Below are 12,344 nucleotides of genomic sequence, written 5' to 3'. Positions count from 1 at the left end.
CCCGGGTAATTCACCGCCGGGGCAGTACAGAAGGGTGGCGTGACCTCGGAAGCCCTTGTTACCGGGGCTTTAGCGATGTCGGAGATAAACACCCGAGGTTCACGCCATGAGTGAGTCTAACAGGGTTCTGACGCCGTCTTTCAACCGGTCGATCGAAGTCGAGGGCCGGGACGAGCGCCTGGGCAGCGATCCCGGGGCCATCCTGCTGCGCGAGATCATGGAGCTGACCGGGCTCCGGCGTTTCTTTGCGGACAAAGTCCACGATCCACGCCGGCAGGAGGCGATCTGGTATCCGATCGCGGAGTTGATCTGCACCCACATCTTGCTGATCGCTCAGGGCTGGCGGCACGAGCAGGACGCCAACCGGCTCCGCCACGCGCCGGCGCTGGGCTTGGCGGCGACGGAGACACGCGGGCCGACGGCCGCCGACCGGGGTCTGCCATCGCAGCCGACGTTGTCCCGGGGCGTTGACATCCTGGCCCGGGACGAGAACCGCGAGATCTTGGGCGAGGCGTTGACCGCGCTGGCCGGCACCGGGTTCAAGGCTCAACGCAAGGGCCACCGCCAGCGGGAACTCACGATCGACGTCGATGGCCTGGCGTTTCCGGTCGAGGGCCATCAACCCGGCAGCGCGTGGAACGGTCACCACGGTTGCCGGTGCTACGACCCGCTGGTCGCCAGCAGCGCCGAGTTGGGAAGTATGCTGGGCGGGCTGATGCGCCCAGGCAACGCCGGCAGTGCGGGCAGCGCCAAACAGTTCATCCTGGATGTCGTCGAACGCGCCGAGCGCCATCTGTGCGAGATCGCCTTGGTGCGCCTGGACGCCGGGTTTTCCAGCGAGGCGCTGTTCGCGACCCTGGAAGCGAACGGGACGCCGTACATCGCGCGCTTGAAGGCGAACACCAAGCTGGACCGGGAGAGCGCCCCGCAGCGCAAACGCCCGCGCGGCCGCCCGCCGAAGGAGCCCCGGCGATGGTGTGTGGACCTGCCTTACCAGGCCGGGTCCTGGTCACGGCCGCGCCGGGTTGTCCTGGTTCTGAAAGAGCGCCCCGAGGATGACGGGCTGGACCACTTCTACCTGGTCACCAGCATCGGGCCCGAGCGGATGACGGCCGAGCAGGTGCTGGAGGCCTACCGTCAACGCGGCAACGCGGAATCGCATATGGGTGAGTTGAAGGAGGTCTGCCGCCCGGCCCTCTCCGCCACCAACCGGCCGAAGAGCTGCTACGCCCAGCGGCCGGTCACCCGGGCCGGTCAACTATCCAGCAAGGCGTTCGCCCGCAACGAGGTGCTTTTGCTCCTCCACCAGCTCGCCTACCAGGTGCTCCACATCGCCCGGACCGCCCTGGAGGCCGCCCGCGGCGAGGGCATCAGCCTGCACTGGCTCCGCCGGGCGGTGCTCGTCAGCGGCACGCGCGTGGTGACCGGCAGCCGACAGCTGAAGGTCATCATCGAGAACAGCTTCGCCGATCTGTGGGCCCAGATCATCCACCGCCTGTACCGCTGGCGCTGGGTCCCGCCCTGACGCACATGCCGCGCGATCCCGCCAACGCCAGCCAAGCTCGACCCGTCGACCGCCCGAGGCGGCCGGCCAAGGAACCAAGCCGCCCGGGACTCGTTACCCGTGTCATGCCGACCCGGCCCTCCCGCGCCGTTCGCATCCAGCCAAACCCGGACTCGTGCTGTTTGAAGCCGCCTCGACGCGGAATCGCGACGCTATTCTACGGCTATGCGCCGCACATCGCTGGACCGCGGCACTGAATTAAGCAGGTTGAGGGGAGAGGACAGGTGAGGGTGGACCTCCCCGGCGTACATTGAGGAGTCCCACCCTCACCCTTCCACGGACCTGCGGTCCGCGGGCCCCTCCCTCTCCCCTCAAGGGAGAGGGGGAGTGCGGCCTGCCGCGCGCGATGGGCCGTCAGGTGGGTTCACCGCGCAGGCGGCACCCCACTGCGCGACGCCTGGCACGCGGTCAGAACGAAGTCATAACTGTTCTAAATAAACTGATTGAGTTTCTTTCTGAGGCACCGCTGTCGCACGGTTTCTTGGAAAGGTATTGCCTATCTTCTCGGCCAGTTACCGAAGAATTTCCGATTCACAACCGCAAGACACTGCCATCGCCGCCGGTCATGCTTTAGGCTGCGGCGATGCGCGCAAACCGCCGGCACGTCGGATCGCGGCCAGCGGGTGTCGGATCGGCGCTAAGGGCGGGCGTGCGCGGTGATAGCTTAGCGCTGACAAGCCACTTGGACGGTCATGATGTCCCAATACTCGGTTTTCCAGCTGCTGCGCGAGACGCTGCGCGGCCACACCGGCTGGCGGCCCGCCTGGCGGGACCCGGCGCCGAAGCAGCGCTACGACGTCGTCATCGTGGGCGGCGGCGGCCACGGGCTGGCGACCGCCTACTACCTCGCCAAGGAGCACGGCATCACCAACGTCGCCGTCGTGGAGAAGGGCTACCTCGGCGGCGGCAACGTCGGGCGCAACACGACCATCGTGCGCGCCAACTACATGCTGCCCGGCAACCAGCGGTTCTATTCCAAGTCGCTGGCGCTTTGGGAAGGGCTGGAGCAGGAACTCAACTTCAACCTGATGATGTCCCAGCGCGGCGTGCTCAACCTCGCCCACACCGACGGGCAGGTCGACATGTTCGCCCGGCGCGCCAACGCCATGCGCCTGCACGGCGACGACGCGGAGATCTGGAGCCCGGAGAAGATCGCGGCTGAGGTCCCGATGCTGGACCTGGACAGCGCGCGCTTTCCGGTGCGCGGCGGGCTGATGCACAAGCGCGGCGGGACGGCCCGGCACGACGGCGTCGCCTGGGGCTACGCCCGCGCGGCCGACCGGCTGGGCGTCGACATCATCCAGAACTGCGAGGTGACCGCGATCGAGCGCGACCCGCAGGGCCGGATCACCGGGGTCGACACCACCAAGGGCCGGATCAAGACCGGCAAGGTCGGCCTGGCGGTCGCCGGGCACACCAGCCAGGTCGCGCAGATGGCCGGCCTGCGCCTGCCGATCGAGACGCACCTGCTGCAGGCGTTCGTGACCGAGGGGCTGAAGCCGATCCTGGACCAGGTGGTGACGTTCGCCGCCGGGCACTTCTACATCAGCCAGTCCGACAAGGGCGGGCTGGTGTTCGGCTCCTCGCTGGATGGCTACAACTCCTACACCGCCCGCGGCAACCTGCCGATGGTCGAGCACACGGCGGAGGCGGCGATGTCGCTGATGCCCTGCATCGGCCGGCTGCGCCTGCTGCGCCACTGGGGCGGCGTGATGGACATGACCATGGACGGCAGCCCGATCATATCGACCACGCACGTGCCCGGACTCTACCTCAACGGCGGCTGGTGCTATGGCGGCTTCAAGGCCACGCCGGGCTCCGGCTGGTGTTTCGCCCACACGATCGCGCGCGACCAACCCCACCCGATCGGCGCCGATCTGCGCCTGGACCGCTTCATGACCGGCCGCGAGCTGGACGAAGCCGGCACCGGCGCCCAACCGAACCTCCACTAAAGTCAAACGCCATGCGTATCCCCTGCCCCGTCTGCGGCGCCCGGCCGAGCGAGGAGTTCACCTACCGCGGCGACGCGCGCCCGGTGCGCCCGCCGATGGACTCCAGCGACCAGGGCGCCTGGGTCGACTACCTGTTCTTCCGCGACGACGAGCGCGGCCGGATCAAGGAGCAGTGGCAGCACACCGGCGGCTGCCGCGCCTGGATCGTGGTCGACCGCGACACCGCCACCCATGCCGTGCACGGCAGCGAACTGGCGCGCGACGCGGCCGAGGGCGGCCAGGCATGAGGGATCTGAGCGACACCGAAACCGCCCCGCGGCTGACCCAAGGCGGCCGGATCGACCGGTCGCGCCCGCTCACCTTCACCTTCGACGGGCGCACGCTGACCGGCTTCGCCGGCGACACGCTCGCCTCCGCGCTGCTCGCCAACGGCATCCACCTGGCCGGGCGCAGCTTCAAGGTGCACCGCCCGCGCGGCCTCGTCGGCCACCGCGAGAACGAGCCGAACGCGCTGATGCGGCTCGGCACCGGCGACCGGCTCACCCCCAACCTGCCGGCCACGCTGGTCGAGCTGACCGACGGGCTGGTCGCGGAGAGCCAGAACCGCTGGCCGTCGCTGAAATACGATCTGCAGGCGGCCTCCGGCCTGCTGAAGCCGATGTTCCCGGCCGGCTTCTACTACAAGACCTTCATGTGGCCTGCCGCGTTCTGGGAGAAGCTCTACGAGCCCGCGATCCGCCGCGCCGCCGGCCTGGGTCGGGCGACCACGGCCCCGGACCCGGACCGCTACGAGCGCGGCTTCAAGCACTGCGACCTGCTGGTGGTGGGCGCCGGCCCCGCCGGCCTGACCGCGGCGCTGTGGGCCGGGCGCGCCGGCCTGCACGTGATCCTGGCCGACCAGGACAGCGAGCTGGGCGGCAGCCTGCTCACCGAGCGCAGCACCATCGACGGCGAACCCGCCAGCCTGTGGGTCGACCGGGTCGCGGGCGAGCTGGCGCGGCTCGACACCGTCGAGGTGATGCCGCGCACCAGCGTGTTCGGCTACTACGACCACAACATCCTGGGCGCCGTGGAGCGCCTGCCCACGGCCGAGCACGGCGCGCGCGAGCGCTATTGGCGGATCGAGGCCGGGCGGGTCACGCTCGCCGCCGGCGCGCTGGAACGCCCGATCCCGTTCCCCGACAACGACCGGCCGGGGATCATGCTGGCGTCCGCCGTGCGCGCCTACCTGAACCGCTGGGCGGTGCGCACTGGCACGCGCGCGGTCGTGTTCGCCAACAACGACGACGGCTTCTCCACCGCCCGCGACCTGAGCCAGGCCGGCATCGCCGTGACCCTGGTCGACAGCCGCGCCGACGCGGAGCTGCCGCGCGCGCTGACCGGGCTGGAGGTGACACTCCACCGCGGGCGCACGATCGTGGGCAGCAAGGGCCGGCACCGGGTGTCGGCGGTGACGCTGGACGACGGCACGCGGCTGCCCTGCGACCTGGTCGCGGTCGCCGGCGGCTGGAACCCGGTCGTCAACCTGCACAGCCAGACCGGCGCCAGGCCAAGATGGGACTCGATCCGCGACTGCTTCGTGCCCGGCCAGCCCAGGCAGAACGAAAGCAGCGTCGGCGCCTGCGCCGGGCGTTTCACCACGGCGGAGGCGATCCAGGACGGCGCCCACGCCGCCGTCGAGGCGATCCGCGCGCTCGGCAAGCCGGTGCCCGAGCTCGACCTGCCGGTGCCGGAGGACCCGCCCGCCGGGCGCGGGGAAGCGCTGTGGTACGTGGGCGGCCGCGACAGCCACACCTTCCTGGACCCGCAGCACGACGTCACCGTCGCCGACGTCAAGCTGGCGCACCGGGAGGGCTACCGCTCGGTCGAGCACATGAAACGCTACACCACGCTCGGCATGGCGACCGACCAGGGGCGCTTCGGCAACGTCAACGGCATGGCGGTGATGGCGGAGGCGCGCGGCCTCAGCGTGGCCGAGGTCGGCACGACCACCTTCCGCCCGCCCTACACGCCGGTCAGCGTGGGCGCGCTCGCCGGGCGCAAGCGCCAGCGGACCTTCATGCCGCTGCGCCGCTCGCCGCTGCACGACTGGGCGGCCGACCGCGGCGCGATCTTCGCCGAGGCCGGCCTGTGGCAGCGCAGCCGGGCGTTTCCGCAAGCGGGCGAGAGCCTGCGCGAGGCGGCGTTCCGGGAGACCACGCAGACCCGAACCCATGTGGGCATCTGCGACGTCTCCACCCTGGGCAAGATCGACATCCAGGGCCCGGATGCCCCGGAGCTGCTGAACCGGGTCTACACCAACGGCTGGAAGCGCCTGGCCGTCGGGCGCGCGCGCTACGGCCTGATGCTGCGCGAGGACGGCCACGTCATGGACGACGGCACCACCAGCTGCCTGGCCGAGGGCCACTACCACATGACCACCACGACCGGGCAGGCGCCCAAGGTGATGAGCCATCTGGAGTGGTGCCTGCAGGCGCTGTGGCCCGAGCTCGACGTGCAGGTGCAGTCGGTCACCGACCAGTGGGCCGGCCTGGCGGTCGCGGGGCCGAACAGCCGGGCGCTCTTGCAGCGGCTGCTGCCCGGCGTCGACCTGTCGAACGCGGCGTTCCCGTTCATGGGGGTGGGACGGTACGCGCTTGCGGGCGGGGTGCCGCTGCGGCTGTTCCGGATCTCCTTCTCCGGCGAGCTCGCCTACGAGGTGAACGTCCCCGCCGACTACGGCCCGGCGCTCGCCGACAAGCTGCTGGAGCTGGGCGAGGATCTGGGCGCGATCCCCTACGGCCTGGAGGCGCTCGACGTCATGCGGATCGAGAAGGGCCACGTGACCGCCGGCGAGCTGGACGGCCGGACCACCGCCGCGGACCTCGGCATGGCCGGGCTGATGAGCTCGAAGAAGGACTTTATCGGCCGCGTGCTCGCCCAGCGCCCGGGCATGGCGGACCCGAGCCGCCCGCGCCTGGTCGGCCTGCAGTGCGCGGACGGCGACGAGCGGATCCGCGCGGGCAGTCACCTGCTGCCCACCGGCACCCAGACCACGATCGACTTTGATGAGGGCTGGGTCTCCTCGGCGACCTGGAGCCCAACCTTCGGCCGGCACATCGCCCTCGGCTTCCTGAAGAACGGCGGCGAGCGGATGGGCGAGGTGGTACGCGCGGTCGACCTGGTGCGCGGCCACGACGTCCAGGTCGAGGTGGTCTCGCCGCACTTCTACGATCCGGAAGGGACGCGCCAACGTGGCTGACCTGACCCTAGCCCCCGTCTCCCCGCTCGCCCGCGCGCTCACCCCCGGCGACGTCGGCGCCGTCGGCCCCGGCGGTCCCGGCGTGGTGTTCCGCGACCGCCGGGACCTGTCGCTGGTGACCATCCAGGTGCGGCCCGACAAGCAGGCCGCCGCCCGGCAGGCGCTGGAGGGCGCCGGGTTTGCGCTGCCGCCGGTCGGCCAAGCGGCGCGCAGCGGCGAGGTCTCGGTGATCTGGAGCGCCCTCGACCGCTGGATCGCGATCGCCCCGTGGGCGCCGGGCGAGCTGCACCGCACGCTCGCCGACCCGTTCGGCGGCGACCCGCGGGCCCGCGGCGTGGCGCTGGTGGATCAGTCGAGCGGCCTGTTTGCCCTGCAGGTCGGCGGGCCCAAGCTGGATGCCCTGCTCGCCAAGGGCACGCCCGTGGACCTGCACGCGCTGGAAACCGACCGCACGGCCGCGACCGGCATCGACCACCAGCCGGTCACCCTCTGGCGCATCGCGCCGCAAACCGTGCTGCTGCTGGTCGGCCGCGCGTTCGCGCAGGACACGCTGGAATTCCTGCAGGAAATGGCGCTCGAATACGGCTACCGGAACGGCTGACGCGGCAGCCCCCCTTTACCTCCACGGGGAGGCGAGGGACCCCGCTGAAGCGCCGGTTATCTGCGCGACCCACTCGAGGGCCTACGGCAGCTTGACCGGCGGCGCCCCGTCGGCGGCCGGCCGGCGGAAAACGGCCATCTGGCTGGAGGTGCCCAGACGCGGGTGCGCCGGGCCGATGTCGTGCAGGCTGGCGGCATAGCCGTGCGCGGCGGCCACGCGCCCGGCCCAGGCGCGCATTTGGGCGCGCGACCATTCGAACCGGTGACCCGGATGGCGGAACCGGCCGTCGGCGCGACCGTACAGCGGGTTGTAGTCGGCGTTGGGCGTGGTCACGACCACCAGCCCCGGGCGCAGCACGGCGAACACACCGTGTTCCAGCGCCGATAGCCGCGCCGGGTCGATGTGCTCGATGGTCTCGACGAGCGCCGCCGCGTCGAAGCCGGCGAACTTCCGGTCCGGGCGCAGCAGGTCGCCCTGGACCAGGCGCACGCGCCCACCATCGTCCGCGCCCGGTTCCCCAAGCGCGGCGCGCGCCGCGCGCAGCTCGCCGGCGTCGACATCCAGCCCGACGACTTGGTGCGCCCAGTCCGCCTGCGCGAGCCGCAGCAGCAGCGGCCCCGGCCCGCAGCCGAGGTCGAGTACCCGCTTACTCCCGGCGGCCCGCAGCACCGCCATCACCGCGTTCAGCCGCTGGGCGTTCTGCAGCACAGGTCGAACTCTCCAGGCGTTGCAAAATCCCCTTCCCCCGAGGGGAGAGGGCGGGGCCCCCGAGCCGAAGGCGCGTGGCAGGGTGAAGGGGACTCCACGGCGGATAGGTGGGAGTCGCACCCTCACCTGTCCCCTCATCTCCCCTCAGGGGAGCGGGCCTCTCCGGGATCTCCTGCTAGAGCAAGATCAAGCTCGACTCGACCTTCATCGATTTTGCTCTAAACAGCCAAACAGCCGGCTCTACTTCAGTTCGCGCGCCAAGAACCCTTGCAGCGCCGCCCAGGAGCGCAGGTCCGCCTCGGGATGGTAGCGGTCCTCGCTGCTCCAGACGGTGAAGGCGTGGCGGGCGCCGCCGTAGAGCTCGACGCGGTAGTCGGCGCCGGCCGCATCCAGCTGTTCGGTCAGGTCGGCGACGGCGTCGAGGCCGGAGACGCTGTCCTGGGTCCCGTGCAGGATCAACAGCGGGGCCCGGACGTCGGCGTAGTCCTGCCCCTGGGGCGTGCCGAGGCCGCCGTGGAACGGCACGAAACCGTCCAACTCCGCGCCCGAGCGCGCCAGTTCAAGCACCGCGGAGCCGCCGAAGCAGTAGCCGATCGCGACCACCTCGTCGGCGCTGGCGCCGTCCAGCTCCCCGAGCTGGTCGAGCGCGCCCTGCATGCGTGCGCGCATCGCCTCCCGGTCCTGATAGAGGGCGCCGCTTTCGCGCTTCTTGCCCGCCAGCGTGTCCGGGCGCACGCCCTGGCCGTACAGGTCGGCGGCGAACGCGGCGTAGCCCTGCTCCGCCAGCATCTGCGCGCGCCGGCGTTCGTAGTCGCCCAGGCCGTCCCAGTCGTGGATGATCATCACGGTGGGCTGGTTGTCGCCCAGCGCGGTGTTGCGGGCGTAATAGCCCTGGTAGGTCTCGCCGTTGACCTCGTAGGTCACCGGTTCGCCGACGATGTCCGCCTGCGCCGGGCCCGCAAGCAGGGCCAGCGCCGCAAGCGCGGGCACCGTCGTGGCGACCTTGGATGTGAACTGCATGACGTCGTGCCTCCCGTGGATGCCTGTGGGCGCCGGTGATGCCGGCGCGGTGTCGAGGGTGGGCGCCATCGGCGTCCCGGGCAACGCGTCGGCCATCAATTGACCGTTTCCCGCCGGCGCGTGGGCAGCCGCCGGCGCAGCAACGGCCGGCGCCGGCGCGGCTGCCGGTCGCGCGACCAGGCGAGCAGGCGGGCGTGCAAGCGCCGGCGCAGCCGGCGCATCCAGCCGACGTCGTCGGACAGCAGGGCCAGGCCAACCGGCAGCATCCACAGCCCCAGCACCGGCAGGAACCACAGCAGGCTGCCGGCAATGAAGCCGAGCGCAAGCCCCCGGCGCGCCCAGGGCGAGCGGCCCCGGCGGACCCGCCGCTCGGCCTGCACGGCGTGCTGCAGGGCATGCGACACGCCGCGCTTGATGGATCGGAGGAGGGTCATACGCGGGGGACGCTTTCTTTAGGGTTCGGGAGGCCATAGGGGTCGGGAAGTCATCGCGCGCACCGCCCCGGCGGCGCTCTCACCCGGTCGGCGCTTTTGTACGGGATTCGACCGCGGGTATCGTTGGCGCGCGGGGCGCGACGCGCACTATACGCTGACGGCCGCGTACGGATCACGGCTTGTCCCCGGCTGCCCGGAAATTTACATCGACAGCACCGGCATTAACCATGTGCCGGCTTGCGTGTCCTGCCGCGCCCGCCCGGCCCGATCGATCGCCGGCCGGCCACGCGTTCGGACGCCAGCCCCGCAACAACCCCTGGGAGACCCGCGATGCGCGCGATCCTCGCCCTGTCGGCGGCTTTCGTCATGGGCGCCGCCATCACCAGCCTGCCGGTGACCCGCACCGCGTTCAGCCAGAGCGCCGGCAACGGCATGAGCCTGGAAGACCTGCAGGACGTGATGGAGCAGGTGGAGAGCACCTATGTCGAGGATGTCCCGCGCGAGCAGCTGATCCGCTCGGCGATCGACGGCATGGTATCCGATCTGGACCCGCACTCCGACTACCTCAATCCCGAGGAATACCAAGCCATGCAGGTGAACACCCAGGGCGAGTACGGCGGCCTGGGCATGCGGGTGACGGAACAGGAAGACGGCTTCATCGAGATCATCGCGCCGATCGAGGGCACGCCGGCCGCCGCCAGCGACATCCAGGCTGGCGACCTGATCGTCGGCATCAATGGCACGCCGACCCAGCAGCTTGAACTGGGTAAGGCGGTCGAGATGATGCGGGGCGAGCCGGGCACCGAGATCACCATCACCCTGCGGCGCGATGGCGAGGAGCCGTTCCAGGTCACGCTCGAGCGCGAGAACGTCACGATCGAGCCCGTGCGCACGCAGGCATTTCAGCAGATCGGCTACCTGCGGATCACCCGCTTCAACAAGCAGGCGGGCTCGGCCGTCTCCAATGCGATCGAAAATCTGCGCAGCAACAAGATCGACGGCGAGATGCGGGGGCTGGTGATCGACCTGCGCAACAACCCGGGCGGCCTGCTGCAACAAGCGATCAAGGTCTCCGACGTGTTCCTGGACGACAAGGAAGTGGTCTCCGCCCGCGGGCGCGGCGGCAGCGTGTCCAAGAGCTACACCACGCAGCCCGGCCGGCAGGTCGGCGACGTTCCGATCGTGGTGCTGATCAACGCCGGCTCCGCCTCGGCGAGCGAGATCGTCGCCGGCGCGCTGCGCGACCACGACCGGGCGATCATCATGGGCACCCGCAGCTTCGGAAAGGGCTCGATCCAGACAGTCAAGCCGCTGGAGAGCGGCGGCGCGCTGCGCCTGACCACCGCGCGCTACTACACGCCCAGCGGCGACAGCATCCAGGCGCAGGGCATCGTCCCGGACATCAAGGTCGCCCAGGCCGAGATCAACCGGCGGGAGGCGAACCGCAGCCTGCGCGAACAGGACCTGCGCGGCGCCCTTGAGCGCGAAGGCGAGGGCGGCGGCGACAGCCCGCAGGACAGCCAGCCGCAAGCCTCCCAGGCCGACGATGGCGGTGGCGATGGCAAGGGCAAGGGCGCAACCGAGCGGCTGGCCCAGGACTACCAGCTGAACCGCGCCGTCACGCTGCTGCGCGGGATCGCCCTGATGAACCGCCAGGAAGGCTGAGGCGCCCGCAAAGGTCGCACGCAAACGGGCCCGCGGGGTCGTCGCCAGCCGCGGGCCCGTTGTTCTGTGTCCTCGGTGTGCCTGGCCCGTGCGCGCGGAGACAAAAGTCCGCCGGAGCAAAATCGACGAAAGCCTAGTCGACCTTCATCGTGAATTTTGCTCTAACGGCTTGAAGGGAGAGCAAGATTCAGCTGAAAGGTGGCTTCACCTTTCAGCATCTTGCTCTAGTTCTTTGCCCAATCGGGTGCGCTGTCGGACCGCAGGCGGTTTTCCAGACGGGTCAGGAGCGCTTCGACCCGCCCGCCGTTCTGCTCGATCACGCTGGAATACTCGCTGCGCAAGGTGATCGCCATCGACACTCCCTCGGCCATGATGTCGACGATCTGGAAGCCGCCGTCGTCGGTCGGCCGCACGCGCCAGGCCAGCTCGACCGGGGCCCGGTCGGGCACGTCAACCCGGGTGATCACACGCGCCATGCCCGTGGCCTGCGGATCGGCGATCGCGCGTTCGATCGTCACCTGATCCATCGACAGATTCTGGAAGGTTGGCAGGAATCGGGTCAGCGCGACCTCGCGCAGCAGGGTTATGAAGCGCTCGCGCTGCTGCGGGCTTGCCACCCGCCAGTACCGGCCCAGCACGAACCGCGCCAGGTCGTGCCCGGCGAAGTTCTCCTCCAGGATCTTGCGGGCCCGCTCGGCGCGCTCGGCCGCGCTAATGTCGTCCGGGCTGAGTTGCTCGATCGCGTTGCGCGACAGCTCGGTGATGTAGGTCGCGGCGCGCTCGGCCAGCGCCCGGTCGCTCCGCCCGCCATCGCTCCGCCCGCCATCGTTCTGTGCGGTCGCGGGCGCGGCGACTGCGAGCAGCAGGGCGGCGAGGCCGGCGGTCAGGCCGCGCATCAGGTTCCGCCGCCGAACGCCCGGGATCCGGGGTTCGCCGTTCAGGCTGGTCATGGCTGGACTATCCTGTGTGATGAGGTGGGAGGGTGCCATAAGCGGCTCGGGCAGGATCGCGAAAGCCGCGTGGATCTTCCGCGGGGTGCCTGCTCTGGGGTGATGAGGGTTGGGCGGCAATGACGCTGGCGGGCGGTTCGACCGTCAGCGACCGCGCCCTAGGCTTACGCTAGCAGGTGGGTCGAACCCCGGCCAGCGGCAGCCCCCGC

Annotated in this window: 10 protein-coding genes; 6 read left to right on the top strand and 4 right to left on the bottom strand. The window is 70.5% G+C overall.

Translation table 11 applies throughout. The features are described 5' to 3' along the window. The first annotated feature begins 106 nt into the window (after window positions 1-106). The 5 genes from CKO28_RS24870 (at window position 107) to CKO28_RS24850 (ending at window position 7,358) form a co-directional block, all read left to right on the top strand. Window positions 107-1,525 (top strand): IS1380 family transposase, encoded by a 1,419-nt coding sequence (locus CKO28_RS24870; RefSeq protein WP_200343643.1) that lies wholly within the window; start codon window positions 107-109, stop codon window positions 1,523-1,525. 734 nt (window positions 1,526-2,259) lie between these two features. Next, window positions 2,260-3,516 (top strand): sarcosine oxidase subunit beta family protein, encoded by a 1,257-nt coding sequence (locus tag CKO28_RS24865; RefSeq protein WP_200343645.1) that lies wholly within the window; start codon window positions 2,260-2,262, stop codon window positions 3,514-3,516. 11 nt (window positions 3,517-3,527) lie between these two features. Further along, the gene (locus CKO28_RS24860) at window positions 3,528-3,803 is read left to right on the top strand and encodes a sarcosine oxidase subunit delta (RefSeq protein ID WP_200343641.1); all 276 of its coding nucleotides are present in this window, start codon (window positions 3,528-3,530) and stop codon (window positions 3,801-3,803) included. After that, window positions 3,800-6,757: a sarcosine oxidase subunit alpha family protein gene (locus tag CKO28_RS24855; protein ID WP_200343639.1), complete on the top strand. Its 2,958-nt coding sequence runs from the start codon at window positions 3,800-3,802 to the stop codon at window positions 6,755-6,757. The genes CKO28_RS24860 and CKO28_RS24855 overlap by 4 nt, the downstream gene beginning before the upstream one ends. Next, window positions 6,750-7,358, top strand: a complete 609-nt coding sequence (locus tag CKO28_RS24850; protein WP_200343637.1) for a sarcosine oxidase subunit gamma family protein — start codon at window positions 6,750-6,752, stop codon at window positions 7,356-7,358. The genes CKO28_RS24855 and CKO28_RS24850 overlap by 8 nt, the downstream gene beginning before the upstream one ends. An 81-nt stretch (window positions 7,359-7,439) precedes the next feature. Here the strand turns inward: CKO28_RS24850 and CKO28_RS24845 are convergent, their stop codons facing one another. From CKO28_RS24845 to CKO28_RS24835, 3 genes are all read right to left on the bottom strand, one after another. After that, complete coding sequence (locus tag CKO28_RS24845) at window positions 7,440-8,066, bottom strand: methyltransferase domain-containing protein (RefSeq protein WP_200343635.1); 627 nt, start codon at window positions 8,064-8,066, stop codon at window positions 7,440-7,442. Between the two features lie 240 nt (window positions 8,067-8,306). Further along, on the bottom strand, window positions 8,307-9,086 hold the full coding sequence (locus CKO28_RS24840; protein WP_200343633.1) for a dienelactone hydrolase family protein: 780 nt from the start codon (window positions 9,084-9,086) through the stop codon (window positions 8,307-8,309). Between the two features lie 95 nt (window positions 9,087-9,181). Then, a complete protein-coding gene (locus CKO28_RS24835; protein ID WP_200343631.1) occupies window positions 9,182-9,520 on the bottom strand; it encodes a hypothetical protein in 339 nt (112 codons plus the stop codon). A gap of 330 nt (window positions 9,521-9,850) precedes the next feature. Here CKO28_RS24835 and CKO28_RS24830 point away from each other — a divergent pair, with 330 nt between their 5' ends. Then, window positions 9,851-11,185: a S41 family peptidase gene (locus CKO28_RS24830; RefSeq protein ID WP_200343629.1), complete on the top strand. Its 1,335-nt coding sequence runs from the start codon at window positions 9,851-9,853 to the stop codon at window positions 11,183-11,185. Window positions 11,186-11,409: 224 nt separating this feature from the next. Here CKO28_RS24830 and CKO28_RS24825 read toward each other — a convergent pair whose 3' ends face one another. Beyond that, the gene (locus CKO28_RS24825) at window positions 11,410-12,135 is read right to left on the bottom strand and encodes an MlaC/ttg2D family ABC transporter substrate-binding protein (RefSeq protein ID WP_200343627.1); all 726 of its coding nucleotides are present in this window, start codon (window positions 12,133-12,135) and stop codon (window positions 11,410-11,412) included. Window positions 12,136-12,344 lie beyond the last annotated feature (209 nt).

It is taken from the genome of Rhodovibrio sodomensis (genome assembly GCF_016583645.1).
Classification (GTDB): domain Bacteria; phylum Pseudomonadota; class Alphaproteobacteria; order Kiloniellales; family Rhodovibrionaceae; genus Rhodovibrio; species Rhodovibrio sodomensis.
Note: the sequence above shows the minus strand (reverse complement) of the source record. Positions and strands in the feature narration are given on the sequence as shown.